This is a genomic window from Mycobacterium sp. ELW1 (assembly GCF_008329905.1).
In the GTDB taxonomy this organism is placed as follows: domain Bacteria; phylum Actinomycetota; class Actinomycetes; order Mycobacteriales; family Mycobacteriaceae; genus Mycobacterium.
In genome coordinates, this window is record NZ_CP032155.1 from 2,634,509 (window position 1) to 2,650,779 (window position 16,271).

At 67.3% G+C, this 16,271-nt stretch carries 13 protein-coding genes and 1 pseudogene; 12 read left to right on the forward strand and 2 right to left on the reverse strand.

The features are described 5' to 3' along the window. Window positions 1–18 precede the first annotated feature (18 nt). On the forward strand, window positions 19–702 hold the full coding sequence (locus tag D3H54_RS12255; RefSeq protein WP_149379268.1) for an HAD family hydrolase: 684 nt from the start codon (window positions 19–21) through the stop codon (window positions 700–702). An 86-nt stretch (window positions 703–788) separates the two neighbouring features. Then, window positions 789–2,255 (forward strand): sugar porter family MFS transporter, encoded by a 1,467-nt coding sequence (locus D3H54_RS12260; RefSeq protein ID WP_149379269.1) that lies wholly within the window; start codon window positions 789–791, stop codon window positions 2,253–2,255. Window positions 2,256–2,261: 6 nt separating this feature from the next. Here D3H54_RS12260 and D3H54_RS12265 read toward each other — a convergent pair whose 3' ends face one another. Continuing rightward, window positions 2,262–2,849 carry a hypothetical protein gene (locus tag D3H54_RS12265; RefSeq protein ID WP_149379270.1) on the reverse strand — a complete coding sequence of 196 codons (588 nt, stop codon included), beginning with the start codon at window positions 2,847–2,849 and terminating at the stop codon, window positions 2,262–2,264. A gap of 54 nt (window positions 2,850–2,903) precedes the next feature. Here D3H54_RS12265 and D3H54_RS12270 point away from each other — a divergent pair, with 54 nt between their 5' ends. The 4 genes from D3H54_RS12270 to D3H54_RS12285 all read left to right on the forward strand — a co-directional run bounded on the left by D3H54_RS12270 (window position 2,904) and on the right by D3H54_RS12285 (window position 5,968). Further along, a complete protein-coding gene (locus D3H54_RS12270; RefSeq protein WP_149379271.1) occupies window positions 2,904–3,185 on the forward strand; it encodes a phosphoribosyl-ATP diphosphatase in 282 nt (93 codons plus the stop codon). Window positions 3,186–3,194: 9 nt separating this feature from the next. Then, complete coding sequence (gene hisG / locus D3H54_RS12275; protein ID WP_149379272.1) at window positions 3,195–4,049, forward strand: ATP phosphoribosyltransferase; 855 nt, start codon at window positions 3,195–3,197, stop codon at window positions 4,047–4,049. Between the two features lie 69 nt (window positions 4,050–4,118). Next, a complete protein-coding gene (locus tag D3H54_RS12280) occupies window positions 4,119–4,601 on the forward strand; it encodes a DUF4126 family protein (RefSeq protein WP_149379273.1) in 483 nt (160 codons plus the stop codon). Beyond that, window positions 4,598–5,968: an FAD-containing oxidoreductase gene (locus D3H54_RS12285; protein ID WP_149379274.1), complete on the forward strand. Its 1,371-nt coding sequence runs from the start codon at window positions 4,598–4,600 to the stop codon at window positions 5,966–5,968. The genes D3H54_RS12280 and D3H54_RS12285 overlap by 4 nt, the downstream gene beginning before the upstream one ends. Here the strand turns inward: D3H54_RS12285 and D3H54_RS12290 are convergent. Continuing rightward, window positions 5,961–6,791: a hypothetical protein gene (locus D3H54_RS12290; protein WP_149379275.1), complete on the reverse strand. Its 831-nt coding sequence runs from the start codon at window positions 6,789–6,791 to the stop codon at window positions 5,961–5,963. The genes D3H54_RS12285 and D3H54_RS12290 overlap by 8 nt on opposite strands. 84 nt (window positions 6,792–6,875) lie before the next feature. On the opposite strand from D3H54_RS12290, the gene D3H54_RS12295 reads away from it, so the two are divergent. The 6 genes and pseudogenes from D3H54_RS12295 to D3H54_RS12320 all read left to right on the forward strand — a co-directional run bounded on the left by D3H54_RS12295 (window position 6,876) and on the right by D3H54_RS12320 (window position 16,260). Continuing rightward, window positions 6,876–7,289: an NINE protein gene (locus D3H54_RS12295; RefSeq protein ID WP_149383494.1), complete on the forward strand. Its 414-nt coding sequence runs from the start codon at window positions 6,876–6,878 to the stop codon at window positions 7,287–7,289. Beyond that, window positions 7,282–7,692: a DUF2752 domain-containing protein gene (locus D3H54_RS12300; RefSeq protein WP_149379276.1), complete on the forward strand. Its 411-nt coding sequence runs from the start codon at window positions 7,282–7,284 to the stop codon at window positions 7,690–7,692. Before D3H54_RS12295 ends, D3H54_RS12300 begins: the two co-directional genes overlap by 8 nt. A gap of 149 nt (window positions 7,693–7,841) precedes the next feature. Next, window positions 7,842–12,403 (forward strand): annotated as a pseudogene (gltB, locus tag D3H54_RS12305) (glutamate synthase large subunit). Beyond that, window positions 12,396–13,895: a glutamate synthase subunit beta gene (locus D3H54_RS12310; protein ID WP_149379277.1), complete on the forward strand. Its 1,500-nt coding sequence runs from the start codon at window positions 12,396–12,398 to the stop codon at window positions 13,893–13,895. The pseudogene gltB and the gene D3H54_RS12310 overlap by 8 nt, the downstream one beginning before the upstream one ends. 68 nt (window positions 13,896–13,963) lie before the next feature. Next, window positions 13,964–15,382 (forward strand): pyruvate kinase, encoded by a 1,419-nt coding sequence (gene pyk, locus D3H54_RS12315; protein WP_149379278.1) that lies wholly within the window; start codon window positions 13,964–13,966, stop codon window positions 15,380–15,382. 11 nt (window positions 15,383–15,393) lie between these two features. Next, window positions 15,394–16,260 (forward strand): acyl-CoA thioesterase, encoded by an 867-nt coding sequence (locus D3H54_RS12320; protein WP_149379279.1) that lies wholly within the window; start codon window positions 15,394–15,396, stop codon window positions 16,258–16,260. The last annotated feature ends 11 nt before the right edge of the window (window positions 16,261–16,271 follow it).

Below are 16,271 nucleotides of genomic sequence, written 5' to 3' on the forward strand. Positions count from 1 at the left end.
CATGGCACAATCGTGGGCGTGCGAGCGGTGTTATGGGACATGGACGGCACTCTCGTCGACTCCGAAAAGCTCTGGGACGTCGCGATCAACGAGCTGTACAACCGCCACGGCCGGGTGTTGTCACCGGAGGTTCGCGACGCCACGGTCGGCGGCTCGGCCGACGGGGTGATCCGGATCGTGTTCGCCGACCTCGGTCTGGATCCGCACCCGGGCCACATGGCCGAGGTCGCCGACTGGATGCACGAGTACGTCGGAGAATTGTTTTCGACCGGGCTGCCGTGGTGTCCGGGCGCCCGGGAACTGCTCGACGCGCTGCGGGCCGCCGACGTACCGATGGCGCTGGTGACCAACACTCGTCGGGACCTGACCGAGAATGCGCTGAATAGCATTGGCAGGCATTATTTTTCGGCCACGGTGTGCGGCGACGAGGTGCCCGAGGGCAAGCCCGCGCCGGACATCTACCTGCGCGCCGCCGAGCTACTCGGGTTCGCGACCGGGCAGTGTCTGGCCATCGAGGACTCGGTCACCGGCACCGCCGCCGCCGAAGACGCCGGCTGCCCGGTGCTCGTGGTGCCCAACGAAGTCGACGTGCCCGCCACCCCTGGCCGACAGCACGTTTCATCGCTCGCGGGGCTGGGCATCCCGCAGCTGCGTCAGATCTATACGGACCTGCGGCTGGGGCTGGGCGAACGCTCGGCGTGAACGGCTGACCGATATCTGCGTGCTGCGGCTGCGACTGTGCAATCGTAGTTGTGATCAGGATCGCAGTGCTGCGGAAAGGACGCCTCATGGCCGGCCAGGGACCCACCAGCGACGAACCCACAGGACTCGAGGACGCTGACTTCTCCTCGGGTGGCACGGCGGTCCGGATAGCCTCGGTCGCCGCCCTGGGCGGCCTGCTCTTCGGCTACGACAGCGCCGTCATCAACGGTGCGGTCGACTCGATCCAGTCGGACTTCGGCATCGGTAACACCGAACTCGGCTTCGCCGTCGCGTCGGCGTTGCTCGGCGCCGCGGCCGGTGCGATGTCCGCGGGCCGGATCGCCGACCGCATCGGCCGGATCTCGGTCATGAAGATCGCGGCGGTGTTCTTCCTCGTCAGCGCCATCGGCACCGGGCTCGCACCGAATGTCGTGACAGTTGTCATCTTCCGGATCGTCGGCGGCATCGGCGTCGGCATCGCCTCGGTGATCGCGCCGGCCTACATCGCCGAGACCTCTCCGCCGCGCATTCGTGGCCGGCTCGGCTCACTACAACAGCTCGCCATCGTCTCCGGCATCTTCCTGTCGTTCGTGGTGAACTGGCTCCTCCAGCACGCGGCCGGCGGCCCGAACAAGGAACTGTGGCTGCACCTCGACGCCTGGCGATGGATGTTCCTGGCGATGGCCATCCCCGCGGTGCTGTACGGAGCGTTGGCGTTCACCATCCCGGAGTCGCCGCGGTATCTGGTGGCCAGTCACAAGATTCCCGAGGCGCGCCGGGTGCTGAGCATGCTGCTGGGTGAGAAGAACCTCGAGATCACCATCAGCCGCATCCGCGAGACCCTGGAGCGGGAGGACAAGCCCTCGTGGCGGGACCTTCGCAAGCCCAGCGGTGGGCTCTACGGCATCGTCTGGGTCGGCCTGGGGCTGTCGATCTTCCAACAGTTCGTCGGCATCAACGTGATCTTCTACTACTCGAATGTGCTGTGGCAGGCCGTCGGATTCGACGCCGACCAGTCGGCCATCTACACCGTGATCACGTCGGTGGTGAACGTGGCGACCACGCTGATCGCGATCGCGCTGATCGACAAGATCGGGCGCAAGCCGCTGTTGTTGATCGGCTCTTCCGGGATGGCGGTCACCTTGATCACGATGGCGATCATCTTCGCCAACGCGACTCTGGTCGACGGCAAGCCGAACCTGCCGGGTGCCTCCGGGGTCATCGCGTTGATCGCCGCGAACCTCTTCGTGGTCGCGTTCGGCATGTCCTGGGGGCCGGTCGTCTGGGTGCTGCTGGGTGAGATGTTCCCGAACCGCATCCGTGCGGCCGCACTCGGCCTGGCGGCGGCGGGTCAGTGGGCGGCGAACTGGTTGATCACGGTCACGTTCCCCGGCCTGCGTGAGCACCTGGGCCTGGCGTACGGCTTCTACGGGCTGTGCGCGATCCTCTCGGGGCTGTTCGTGTGGAAGTGGGTCATGGAGACCAAGGGCGTCTCGCTCGAGGACATGCACGCTGAAGTCCTGCACGAGGACAAGTCGGCGCGCTCCGGCTAGCCGAGGTCAGGGGACGTCGGTGTACTGCCAGCTCGCCCCGGTGTTGGAGAAGGTGAAGCCCTTGCCGGTCTGTTCGCTCAGGCAGGAGATGCCGGTCTGCTGTTGAATATTGCAGCGGAATCCGGCAGCCGCGAGAATCTTGTTGAACGGCAACGTCTTCGGCACACCCGACGGCTGGGTGAACTGGTCGGCCGGTATCCGGGCGAACTGGGGGTCGTCTTGGGTGTAGACCACGACCGAGTTGGGTGCCGCGCTTTGCCCGTCGGCGTCGGTCACCGTGTCCGGCGCACCGGTCACCCCGATGCGGCCGGTTCCCGAGCTCGACTGGCAGCCGGCCCAGGTGCGGGGGACGATCACGCAGCGCCAGCTGCCGCTCGGGCTGGTGAAGTAGTAGCCCGAGTGGTCGTCGTCGGTCCGGGTGTAGAAGTCGAATGCGTTGACCAGTTTGTCATTGCTGGGTCGCGCTGAACTGGTGGCTGCCGGTGGTGGAGCCGTTTGCTCACTGGTCTCTTTGGTGGTGACGATCGGGTTGGAACAGCCGGCCAGGGCCACGACGGCGGCGCCCAGGACGAACAGTGGCCGGGATACTCGCACGAGACGCCAGCCTAGTGGCCGACCGGAAACCGCCGTGACGGCGGCTGCACCCGCATGGAACAATCGCAGGCCGTGAAGACCTTCGAGGAACTGTTCGCCGAACTGGGGGAGCGCGCCCGCACCCGACCGGCGGGCAGCGCCACCGTCGCCGCGCTGGACGCCGGTGTGCACACCCTCGGCAAGAAGATCCTCGAAGAGGCCGGCGAGGTATGGCTGGCCGCCGAGCACGAATCCGACGAGGCGCTGGCCGAGGAGATCAGCCAGTTGTTCTACTGGGCGCAGGTGCTGATGGTGGCCCGTGGCCTGACCCTCGATGACGTCTACTCCAAGCTCTAGGTGGCTGCCATGTTGCGCGTTGCGGTACCCAACAAGGGCGCACTGTCCGAATCCGCCGCCGAGATCCTGTCCGAGGCCGGCTACCGGCGGCGCACCGACCCCAAGGACCTCACCGTCATCGACCCGGCCAACGGCGTCGAGTTCTTCTTCCTGCGGCCCAAGGACATCGCGATCTACGTCGGCTCGGGACAGCTCGACTTCGGGATCACCGGCCGTGATCTGGCTGCCGAATCCGACGCCCCGGTGACCGAGCGGCTGGCGCTGGGCTTCGGCTCATCCAGCTTCCGCTACGCCGCACCGGCCGGGCGGGAATGGACGGTGGCCGACCTGGCGGGCAAGCGCATCGCCACCGCCTACCCGAACCTGGTCCGAAAAGACTTGGCGAGCAAGGGAATCGAGGCGACCGTCATCCGCCTCGATGGGGCGGTCGAGATCTCGATACAGCTCGGCGTGGCTGACGCGATCGCCGACGTGGTCGGTTCGGGCCGGACCCTGCGGCTGCACGATCTGGTGGCTTTCGGTGAGACGCTGTGCGATTCGGAAGCGGTGCTGATCGAACAGGCCGGCAATGGTGACGGCCCCAACCGCGCCGCCCGCGACCAACTGGCGGCCCGCGTCCAGGGCGTGGTGTTCGGCCAGCAGTACCTGATGCTCGACTACGACTGCCCGCGTTCGGTGCTCGAGCGTGCCACCGCGGTCACCCCCGGCCTGGAGTCACCCACCATCGCGCCGCTGGCCGACCCGGACTGGGTGGCGGTGCGTGCCCTGGTCCCGCGTCGCGACGTGAACGCGATCATGGACGAGCTTGCCGCCATCGGCGCCAAGGCGATTCTGGCCTCCGACATCAGGTTCTGCCGCTTCTGAGGTTGGCCCGGCCAGGCGGGCGGCTGCGTGTTAGCGTCCCTTTAGTTGCCACCGGCCCGAAGGACCGCCATGACGCACGTTCTCGTTCTGTTGCTGGCCCTACTGATCGGCGTGGTCGCCGGACTGCGCGCGATGACCGCCCCCGCGGTCGTGGCGTGGGGTGCGTTTCTCGGGTGGATCGATGTCACCGGCAAATGGTCGGAGTGGGTGGGCAGCTGGATCACCGTGGCCGTGCTGACGGTCCTGTTGTTCGTCGAACTCGTCACCGATCAGCTACCGAAGACGCCCAGCCGCAAGACCACACCGCAGTTTCTGACCCGCCTGCTCACCGGTGCGTTCGCCGGCGCGGTGATCGGCAGCGCCTTCTTCCACACGTTCAGTTCCGTGGGCGCCGGCATCATCGGCGCCGTACTGGGCACCCTCGGTGGCTACGAGGCACGCTCACGCCTCGTCGCGGCCAACGGGGGTCGTGATCTTCCGGTCGCGATCGCCGAGGACGTGCTCGCGGTGGGCGGTGGCTTCCTGGTTGCCTATCTGGTCAGTCTTCTGTGACAGCCCACTACGACGCGATCATCGTCGGCGCCGGACAGGCCGGTCCGCCGTTGGCCGGGCGGCTGACGGACGCCGGCCAGACCGTCGCGGTGATCGAACGCAAACTCGTCGGCGGAACGTGCGTCAACTCCGGCTGCATACCGACCAAGACCCTGGTCGCCAGCGCGCACACCGCCCACACCGCACGCCGCGGTGCTGACTACGGGGTGTCCACCGGCGAAGTGTCGGTCGATATGGCAAAAGTCAAGGCGCGCAAGGACGGAATCGTGCTCGGCGACCGCAGTGGCGTCGAATCGTGGATCGAGGGCATGCCGGGCTGCACGCTGATCCGCGGCCACGCCCGCTTCGAGGACCCGCACACCATTCGCGTCGGTGACGATGTCCTGACAGCCGACCGGATCTTCCTCAACGTCGGCGGCCGGGCGGTGGTGCCCGAGCTGCCGGGACTGTCCGGCATCGATTACCTGACCAATGTCGGCATCCTGGAACTCGACACGATTCCCGAACACCTGGTGATCGTCGGCGGTAGCTACATCGGGCTGGAGTTCGCCCAGATGTACCGGCGGTTCGGCGCTCGTGTCACCGTGCTCGAGCGGGGGCCGCGGCTCACGCCGCGCGAGGACGAGGATGTCTCGGCGGCCATCGAGGACATCCTCACCGCCGAGGGCATCACGGTCGTCACCGGCGCATCCGATCTGCGATTCATCAAGCGCGACAACGGTTTCGAGGTGATTCCGTACGACGGGGCGAAGCCCATCGCCGGGTCACACCTATTGGTGGCCGTGGGCCGCCAGCCCAACACCGATGACCTGGGCTTGGACCGGGCCGGTGTCGAGGTCGACGGCCGGGGCTACATCGTCGTCGACGACCAACTTCGCACCAGCGCCGAGCACATCTGGGCGATGGGGGACTGTAACGGCAAGGGCGCCTTCACCCACACCTCCTATAACGACTTCGAGATCGTCGCGGCCAACCTGCTCGACGACGATCCGCGCCGGGTCAGCGACCGGGTACCGACCTACGCGCTCTACATCGACCCGCCGCTGGGCCGGGCCGGCATGACCGTCGACCAGGTGCGTAAGTCCGGCCGTCGTGCCTTGGTCGGCAGACGGCCGATGACCAGGGTCGGCCGGGCGGTGGAAAAGGGTGAGACCCAGGGCTTTATGCAGATCGTCGTCGACGCCGACACCGAGGAGATCCTCGGCGCGGCGGTCCTCGGGGTCGGCGGCGACGAGGTCATCCATTCGATCCTCGACATCATGTCGGCCAACAAGCCCTACACCACGATCTCGCGCACCATGCACATCCACCCGACCGTCAGCGAGCTGGTGCCGACCATGCTCCAGGAGATGACGCCGCTCACCTAGGAGTGCGTTCCCGCTTGCTGCCGGCAACGCCTTTGGCCGCAGTGTGCTTCGCGCCCGTTGCGGCGGCGGGCGGGGTGGCGGCAGCGCCGCCTGCTTTGACTCCGTTGATGTTGAAGCCGGGTCCGGACCTCAGCAGGAACTGGTTGCTGGTGAACAATGCCCCGGCGACCGCCACGGGGCCGTTACCGGCCTGAACCTTGTTATTCGAGCCCAACACACTGAAAACCGAGTTCGCCGCGCCTTGCGGGGTGGTCGTGACGAACGCGTTGTACGTCCCGAGGTTGGTCGCGCTACTGAGCGTGCCGAAAGCATGGACAAAGCTCTGGTCGCCGGTGTTGAAGGCGGCATTGCCGTTGCCGAAACTCAGCACCTCGGACCCGCCGCCGAACAGGTTCACCGCGACGTTCGCGACGCCCAGGGCTTCGGCGTTGGAGCTTCCGATGGAGACCGCGAGATTCAACACTTCCGTGGGCGCCGCGCCGGCGTGGGTGTCGGCGTTGGGCCCGACCGACAGCGCCAGGCCCAGACTGGTGGCGACCGCCTTACTGCTGTTGCCGAGCGCAGTCGCAGATCCGAACCAGCCGAACGCGCCGGCGAAGGCCCCGTCGCCGAGGGCAAGCGCGGCGCCGAGGCCGCCCTCGGCGCGCGCTGACGCCGCCGACCCGAGCGCGATCGCAATCGTGGTCGGACTGCTGGTGCACTGTGCACTGTTGCCGAAGCCGAGCACCGATGCGCAACTGGCCTCCGCTGTCCCGCAGCCGAGCCCGATGGTCATGGTTCCGGCGGTCAGCGCGCCGAGTGCGATCGAGAAGTAGCGGTTCATGACCGGAGAGATTATTGGCCCGCCAGCCGGTGAACTGACGTATCCGTAAAATTAGTTCCCTTCTCGGTGGGGCCTCGCTCTGGCATGCTGTGGGGCATGACTGAGCCGCAGTTCGGAGGCACCGAGGGCGCCCCGCCGCCCAACTACCCGGCCCCGCCGAATTATCAGGCCCCGCCGAATTACCCGATGCCTCCGCAGTATCCGGGCCCGGGTGGCTACGTGGATCCCTCAGCCCCCTTCGGCCGCCACCCGGTCACCGGTGAACCGCTGTCGGACAAATCCAAGATCGTCGCCGGGCTGCTGCAGCTGCTCGGACTGTTCGGTCTGGTCGGGATCGGCCGCATCTACCTCGGCTACACCGGGCTCGGGATCGCCCAACTGCTCGTCGGCCTCGTCACCTGCGGGATCGGCGCGGTCATCTGGGGGATCATCGACGGCGTCATGATCCTCACCGACAAGGTGCGCGACCCGCAGGGGCGCCCCCTGCGTGATGGGTAGCGTCGACCAACCTGGCAGAACCCGGCTGTACACCGGGGTCGCTACGGGTGTGCTGGCGCTCGGTGCTCTCACCTATGTCGGCATCGCCGACCCGCACCGGCCCGGCTCCCTGTTTCCACCATGCCCGTTCCGGTTGCTCACCGGCTGGAACTGCCCGGCGTGCGGTGGCCTGCGGATGACCCACGATCTGCTGCACGGTGACGTCGCCGCCGCTGTCGTCGACAACGTGTTCCTCCTCATCGGTCTGCCGCTGCTGGCCCTCTGGGCGATCTGGCGGATCCGGCGAGGGGAGCGGGCGTTTCCGCTGTCGGTGATCGTCGTGATCGCCGTCGCGGCGATCAGCTGGACGGTGATCCGGAACCTGCCGGGCTTCCCGCTGGTGCCCACAATTATTGGGCAGTGATGCCGCGGGCACGCTGATACACTCGGAACTCGAATATCGGGCCGGTGCAGTCCCAGACATCACACGTCAGACTGCGGTAAGGCCACTCATCACGCGCACGTCGCGCACAGCAGCTTTCCGCCGCATGACCGACCGCGGAGGAGCGTGGAATGCTGTTCTCGGCACTTCCCGAAGCGCAGGGTCTCTACGACCCCGGCACGAGTCCGACTCGTGCGGTGTGGCGATGGTGGCCGACATCCAAGGTCGACGGTCGCACCAGATCGTCGCCGATGGGCTGACGGCACTCGAACACCTCGAACACCGCGGCGCCGCCGGTGCCGAACCCAACAGCGGTGACGGCGCCGGGATCCTGCTGCAACTACCGGTCGAACTGCTCTCCGCTGTCGTGGAGTTCGATCTTCCCGAGCCAAAGACCGCTGGCTGCAACACCTTTGCCGCCGGCATCTGCTTCCTGCCGATGGATCCGTTCGCTCGGCACGCCGCCGTCAGCCGGGTCGAGGCGATCGCCGAGGAGGAGGGCCTGGAGGTACTCGGGTGGCGGGCCGTGCCGGTCGACCCGGACGGCGCCGAAGTCGGCGCCACCGCGCTGGGCTGCATGCCGCACATGTCGATGCTGTTCGTGGCCGCTCCCGAGCGAAACGGTCACCGGGCCGGCGGAATCGACCTCGACCGCCTGGTCTACCCGTTGCGCAAGCGCGCCGAGCAGGGGCCCGACAGCGTCTACTTCCCGTCGCTGTCCAGCCGCACCATCGCCTACAAGGGCATGCTCACCACAATGCAGCTGCCGCAATACTTTCCCGACCTGCGCGACGAACGCTGCCGCAGCGCGATCGCGATCGTGCACAGCCGCTTCTCCACCAACACCTTTCCATCCTGGCCGCTGGCACACCCCTTCCGGTTCGTGGCGCACAACGGCGAAATCAACACCGTGCGGGGCAACCGCAACCGCATGCACGCCCGGGAAGCCATGCTCGCCAGCGCCATGATTCCCGGTGACCTGAGCCGGCTTTCGCCGATCTGCACTCCGGACGCATCGGACTCCGCGTCCTTCGACCAGGTGCTCGAGCTGCTGCACCTCGGCGGCCGCAGTCTGCCGCACGCCGTGATGATGATGATCCCCGAGGCGTGGGAGAACAACACCACTCTTGCTCCGGCCCGGCGGGCGTTCTGCCAGTACCACGCCTCGCTGATGGAGCCGTGGGACGGACCGGCCTGTGTGACGTTCACCGACGGCACCGTGGTGGGAGCGGTGCTGGACCGCAACGGCTTACGGCCCGGCCGGTGGTGGCGCACCATCGACGACCGGGTGATCCTGGCCAGTGAAAGCGGCGTGCTGGACATCCCGCCGGGCGAAGTGGTGGCCAAGGGCCGGTTGGAGCCGGGCAAGATGTTTCTGATCGACACCGCCGCCGGGCGGATCGTCAGCGACGACGAGATCAAGGGTCAGCTCGCCGCCGAACAGCCCTACGCCGAATGGCTGCACGCCGGCCTGCTGGATCTGACGACCCTGCCGACCCGGACCCGGGTCTCGCCGAACCACGAATCGGTGGTGCGGCGCCAGGTCGCGTTCGGCTACACCGAAGAAGACCTGCGGATCATGCTCACCCCGATGGCGGCCTCCGGTCAGGAGCCGCTCGGGTCGATGGGCACCGACACCCCGGTGGCCGTTCTGTCCCAGCGCCCCAAGCTGTTCTACGACTACTTCGTCGAACTGTTCGCCCAGGTGACGAACCCGCCGCTGGACGCCATCCGCGAGGAGATCGTCACCTCGATGGCCCGCGTCATGGGTCCCGAACAGAACCTGCTCGAGCCGACGGCGGCCTCCTGCCGCCAGATCCTGCTGCACTGGCCGGTTCTGGACAACGACGAGCTGAACCGGATCGTCCACATCAACGACGACGGGGAGCAGCCGGGGCTCAAGTCCGCCGTGCTGCGGTCGCTCTACGACGTCGAGCGCGGCGGGGAAGGCCTGGCCGAGGCCATCGAGGAACTGCGCCACCGGGCGTCCGATGCGATCGCCAAAGGCGCACGCACCCTGGTCATCTCCGACCGGGACTCCGACCACACCCGCGCGCCGATCCCGTCGCTGCTGGCGGTCGCCGCGGTGCACCACCACCTGGTCCGGACCAAGCAGCGCACCATGGTCGCGCTGGTGGTGGAAAGCGGTGACGCCCGCGAGGTGCACCACATCGCGCTTCTGATCGGATACGGTGCAGCCGCGGTCAACCCCTATCTGGCGTTCGAGTCGATCGAGGACCTGATCCGCGAGGGCGAACTCACCGGCATTGATGCGGGCACCGCCGTCCGCAACTACCTCAAGGCACTCGGTAAGGGTGTCATGAAGGTGATGAGCAAGATGGGCATCTCGACCGTCGGGTCATACACGGCCGCACAGGCTTTCGAGGCCATCGGGCTGTCGAAGGACGTGGTCGACGAGTACCTCACGGGCACTGTCAGTCAACTCGGCGGTGTCGGTCTCGACGTACTCGCCGACGAGGTCAAGCAGCGGCACCGCCGCGCCTACCCGGAGAACCCCACCGAGCGGGTGCATCGCCGCCTCGAAGTCGGTGGCGAATACCAGTTCCGCCGCGAGGGCGAGCTGCACCTGTTCACCCCGGAAACGGTCTTCTTGCTTCAGCATTCGACCCGGACCGGGCAGGGCGAGGTGTTCGCCAAGTACTCCGAGGAAGTCAACCGGCTGTCCCGCGAGGGCGGTACGTTGCGCGGCCTGTTCAGCTTCAAGAAGGGTCTGCGGCCGCCGGTTCCGCTGCATGAGGTGGAGTCCGTTGAGGCCATCTGCACCCGCTTCAACACCGGCGCCATGAGCTACGGCTCCATCTCGCAGGAAGCTCACGAGACCATGGCGATCGCCATGAACAACCTGGGCGGGCGCTCCAACAGCGGTGAAGGTGGCGAAGACGAAGACCGGCTCTACGACCTGCGCCGGCGCAGCGCCGTCAAACAGGTGGCGTCCGGCCGATTCGGTGTCACCAGTGACTATCTGGTCAACGCCACCGATATCCAGATCAAGATGGCCCAGGGCGCCAAGCCCGGCGAGGGCGGGCAGCTGCCCGGCTTCAAGGTGTATCCCAACATCGCCAAGACCCGCCACTCCACACCGGGTGTGGGCTTGATCTCGCCGCCACCGCACCACGACATCTACTCCATCGAGGACCTGGCGCAACTGATCCACGACCTCAAGAACGCCAACTCGCAGGCCCGGATCCACGTCAAGCTGGTCAGCTCGGTCGGGGTCGGGACGGTGGCGGCCGGGGTGTCCAAGGCGCACGCCGATGTCGTACTGATCTCCGGATACGACGGCGGCACCGGCGCGGCACCGCTGACCAGCCTCAAGCACGCCGGCGCGCCATGGGAGATCGGCCTCGCCGACACCCAGCAGACGTTGGTGCTCAACGGGCTTCGCGATCGCATCACCGTGCAGTGCGACGGCGGTCTGCGCACCGCGCGTGACGTCATGGTCGCCGCACTGCTCGGCGCGGAGGAATTCGGCTTCTCCACCGCGCCGTTGGTGGTGGCCGGTTGCATCATGATGCGGGTCTGCCACCTCGATACCTGCCCGGTCGGGGTGGCCACCCAGAACCCGGAACTGCGAGCACGTTTCAACGGCAAGCCGGAGTTCGTCGAGAACTTCTTCCGGTTCATCGCCGACGACGTCCGGGTGATGCTGGCCGAGCTGGGTTTCCGCAGCATCGACGAGGCCGTCGGCCACGCGGAGGTGCTCGACACCGACGACGGGGTGGAGCACTGGAAGACCAAGGGCCTGGACCTGAGCCCGATCTTCGCGGTGCCCACCGACGCGCACGGCGGTGCGTTGCCCCAGCGGCGGCGGCTGCGGGATCAGGAACACGGCCTGGAGCACGCTCTCGACCAAACGCTCATTGCGCTGGCCGAGGGTGCGCTGGAGGACGCCCACCCGGTGCGGCTGGAACTGCCGGTTCGCAACGTCAACCGCACCGTCGGCACCCTGCTGGGATCGGAGGTCACCCGCCGCTACGGCGCCCAGGGTCTGCCGGATGACACCATCCACATCACGCTCACTGGCTCGGCCGGCCAGTCCATCGGCGCATTCCTGCCGCCCGGCATCACCCTCGACCTGATCGGCGACGCCAACGACTATGTGGGCAAAGGACTTTCCGGTGGCCGGGTGATCGTCCGGCCGCCCGACGACGTCCTGTTCCTGCCCGAGGACAACGTGATCGCCGGCAACACCCTGCTGTACGGGGCGACCTCGGGAGAGGTGTACCTGCGTGGCCGGGTCGGGGAGCGATTCGCCGCCCGCAACTCCGGTGCGCTCGCGGTGACCGAGGGCGTGGGGGACCACGCCTGCGAGTACATGACCGGCGGGCGCGTCGTCGTGCTGGGCCGGACCGGCCGCAACATGGCGGCCGGAATGTCCGGCGGCATCGCCTACGTCCTGGGTCTTGACCCGGCCATGGTCAACACGGCAATGGTCGAGCTGCACGCCCCGGACCCCGACGACCTGGAATGGCTGCACGACGTCGTGGCTCGCCACGCCCGGTACACCGGCAGCACGCTGGCCCGTTCGGTGCTCTCGGACTGGCCAAGGCGCAGCGCACAATTCACCAAGATCATGCCCACCGACTACCGGAAGGTGCTGGAGGCCACCCGGATGGCCAAGGCGGAGGGGCGTGACGTGGACACCGCGATCATGGAGGCGACACGTGGCTGATCCGACCGGATTTCTGAAGGTTCCGAAGATCGAGGCCGCCAAACGGACCGTCGACGAGCGGATCGGTGACTGGCGCGAGGTGTACGAGCGTCAGGATCCCGAAGAACGCGCCGCAGAGGTGTCCCAGCAGGCCCGCCGCTGCATGGACTGCGGAATCCCGTTCTGCCACTCGGGAACTGCGGGGTGTCCACTGGGCAACCTGATCCCGGAGTGGAACGACCTGGTGCGCCGCGGCCGCTGGGACGCCGCGAGCGAACGCCTGCATGCCACCAACAACTTCCCGGAGTTCACCGGCCGGCTGTGCCCGGCACCGTGCGAAGCGGCCTGCGTGCTGTCGATCGGCGAGGAGCAGACCGGCGGCAGCGTGACGATCAAACGGATCGAGAACACCATCGTCGACCAGGCCTGGCGGCTCGGCATCGTCGAGGCGCAGCCCGCCGCGATCGGCACCGGTCGCAACGTCGCGATCGTCGGCTCCGGACCCGCGGGACTGGCGGCAGCCCAGCAGCTGACCCGTGCCGGTCATCACGTCACCGTCTACGAGCGCGACGATCGACTGGGCGGTCTATTGCGCTACGGAATCCCCGAGTACAAGTTGGAGAAGGCCACGCTGAACCAGCGGTTGGCCCAAATGCGCGCCGAGGGAACACGTTTCGTCACCGAATGCGAAGTCGGGGTTGACATCTCGGTCGAGGAGCTGCGCAACCGGTTCGACGCCGTCGTACTGGCCGTCGGTGCGTTGCGCGGTCGCGACAACGACGTCGAGGGCCGTCATCTGGCCGGTGTCCACCTGGCGATGGAGCATCTGGTCCCAGCCAACCGGGAGTGCGAGGGCGACGGGCCGTCGCCGTTGTCTGCCAAGGACAAGCATGTGGTGATCATCGGCGGCGGCGACACCGGAGCCGACTGCCTGGGCACCGCACACCGCCAGGGCGCAGCATCGGTGACCCAGCTGGACTACAACCCGCAACCGCCGGACGTCCGCAACGAGGAGCTGACCCCGTGGCCCACCTGGCCGCTGGTGCTGCGTACGTCGCCCGCGCACGCCGAGGGCGGCACCGTCCACTATCAGGTCGCGGTCCAGCGGTTCGTCGGTGACGGCGACGGCAACCTGCGCGCGCTGGAGATCGCCGAGGTGAAGGTCGAGCGGGTCGACGGGCGGCGGGTCATCACACCGGTCGGGGATTCCATGGAGATTCCGTGCGATCTGGCCCTGCTGGCGATCGGCTTCGAAGGTGTCGAACACATGACACTGCTCGACGAGCTCGGCCTCGCGTTGAGCCCGCGCGGGGTCATCAGCTGCGGATCGGACTGGCAGACCGACGCGCCCGGCGTCTTCGTGTGCGGCGACGCCCACCGCGGTGCCTCGCTGGTCGTGTGGGCGATCGCCGAGGGGCGCGCCGCCGCCCACGCGGTCGATGCCTATCTCATGGGTGAGTCGGATCTCCCGGAGCCGGTACGGCCGCACCAATTGCCATTGGCCGTCGGCTGAGTGAATAGCGTGCCGCCGCCATCTGTATCGGTCGAGATGCCCATGAACCGCGACTATGCTGAGTCGTCGTGAGTAGACGCGGGAAGATTGTCTGTACGCTCGGTCCGGCTACCAGCACCGATGAGTCGGTGAGAGCTTTGGTCGACGCCGGCATGGACGTAGCCCGCCTGAACTTCAGCCACGGCGACTATGTCGATCATGAGGCGGCCTACAAGCGGGTTCGCCTGGCATCCGATGTGACCGGCCGTGCCGTCGGGATCCTCGCCGACCTGCAGGGCCCCAAGATCAGGCTGGGCCGCTTCGCCGACGGTCCGACGTACTGGGCCAACGGTGAGACGGTGCGGATCACTGTCGAGCACTTCGAGGGCAACCACGACCGGGTGTCGACGACCTATCACAACCTCGCCAGGGACGCTCAGCCGGGCGATCGGCTGCTGGTCGACGACGGCAAGGTGGCGCTCGTCGTCGAGCACATCGACGGTGACGACGTGGTGTGCATGGTCACCGAGGGTGGCCCGGTCAGCAACAACAAAGGCCTGTCACTGCCCGGGATGAACGTGTCGGTGCCTGCGCTGTCCGAGAAGGACATCGAGGACCTCGAGTTCGCGCTGCGCCTGGGTGTGGACCTGGTGGCGCTGTCATTCGTGCGCTCACCCGCCGACGTCGAGCTGGTGCACGAGGTGATGGACCGGGTCGGCCGTCGCGTCCCCGTGATCGCCAAGCTGGAAAAGCCGGAGGCGATCGACAATCTCGAAGCGATCGTGCTGGCCTTCGACGCCGTCATGGTGGCCCGCGGCGACCTCGGCGTCGAATTGCCGCTCGAAGAGGTTCCGCTGGTGCAGAAGCGGGCCATTCAAATGGCCCGGGAGAACGCCAAGCCGGTGATCGTGGCCACCCAGATGCTCGAGTCGATGATCGAGAACTCCCGGCCCACCCGGGCCGAGGCCTCCGATGTCGCCAACGCCGTGCTGGACGGTGCCGACGCGGTCATGCTGTCCGGAGAGACCTCGGTCGGCAAGTACCCGCTGGAGGCGGTGCGGACGATGGCTCGCATCATCGGTGCGGTCGAGGAGAACTCGACGGCGGCCCCGCCGCTGACCCACGTCCCGCGCACCAAGCGCGGCGTCATCTCCTATGCCGCTCGCGACATCGGTGAGCGGCTGGATGCCAAGGCCCTGGTCGCGTTCACCCAGTCCGGGGACACGGTGCGCCGGCTGGCCCGGTTGCACACGCCGTTGCCGCTGCTGGCGTTCACCGCACTGCCGGAGGTGCGCAGCCAGCTGGCGCTGACCTGGGGCACCGAGACCTTCATCGTCGGGCACATGGAAACCACCGACGACATGATCCGCGAGGTCGACCGCTCGATGCTCGAGTTGGGCCGGTACAAGCGCGGTGACCTCGTGATCATCGTCGCAGGTGCCCCGCCGGGCACAGTAGGCTCGACAAACCTGATCCACGTCCACCGGATCGGGGAGGACGACCACTAGGGAGAGAACTCTTGGCCAACGCGGACCTCGACGAGCTGCTGGCCATTCTCGATCTCTCCCCGGTCGGCGACGACCTGTTCGTCGGCGCACATCCGCACAAGAACCCGCCGCGCACCTTCGGCGGGCAGCTGATGGCCCAGGCTTTCGTGGCGGCCTCCCGCACTCTCCGTCACGACATCGCTCCGAGCGCGCTGTCGGTGCATTTCATCGCCGGCGGCGATCCGGAGTCCGACATCGAGTTTCATGTCGTCCGGCTGCGTGACGAGCGGCGGTTCGCCAACCGGCGTGTCGACGCCATCCAGAACGGCACGCTGCTCGCCACCGCCCTGGTGTCGTACCTGTCGGCGGGCAGCGGCCTCGAACACAACACCCCGATGCCCGACCTGCCCGCGCCGGAGACGCTGCCCACGATCGACGAGCTGCTCGTCGGGTACGAGAAAGTGGTGCCCGGATTCGTCGCCGCGCTGCGGCCCATCGAGTGGCGCTACACCAACGACCCATCGTGGATCATGCGCGAGAAGAACGGCATGCTGACCGCAAATCAGGTGTGGCTCAAGGCCGATGGCGCGATGCCGGACGATCCGACGCTGCACACCGCCGCGATGATCTATTCGTCCGACACCACGATCCTGGATTCGATCATCACCACCCACGGCCTGTCCTGGGGCTGGGATCGCATCTTCGCGGTCACGGTCAACCATTCGCTGTGGTTCCACCGGCAGGTCGACTTCTCCGATTGGGTGCTCTATTCGACGAATTCTCCGGTCGCCGCGGAGTCCCGCGGCCTGGGCACCGGCCACTTCTTCAACCCGACCGGGGAGGTGGTGGCCACCGTCACGCAGGAGGGCATCGTCAAGCACTTCCCCGGAAATGCCTGATAGAAGGCGTA

Bases quoted from the DNA above. Each gene is read 5' to 3' on its own strand.
- D3H54_RS12260 (WP_149379269.1), top strand. From the start codon at position 789: ATGGCCGGCCAGGGACCCACCAGCGACGAACCCACAGGACTCGAGGAC.
- D3H54_RS12270 (WP_149379271.1), top strand. From the start codon at position 2,904: ATGGAACAATCGCAGGCCGTGAAGACCTTCGAGGAACTGTTCGCCGAA.
- hisG (WP_149379272.1), top strand. From the start codon at position 3,195: ATGTTGCGCGTTGCGGTACCCAACAAGGGCGCACTGTCCGAATCCGCC.
- D3H54_RS12280 (WP_149379273.1), top strand. From the start codon at position 4,119: ATGACGCACGTTCTCGTTCTGTTGCTGGCCCTACTGATCGGCGTGGTC.
- D3H54_RS12290 (WP_149379275.1), bottom strand. From the start codon at position 6,791: ATGAACCGCTACTTCTCGATCGCACTCGGCGCGCTGACCGCCGGAACC.
- D3H54_RS12295 (WP_149383494.1), top strand. From the start codon at position 6,876: ATGCTGTGGGGCATGACTGAGCCGCAGTTCGGAGGCACCGAGGGCGCC.
- D3H54_RS12300 (WP_149379276.1), top strand. From the start codon at position 7,282: ATGGGTAGCGTCGACCAACCTGGCAGAACCCGGCTGTACACCGGGGTC.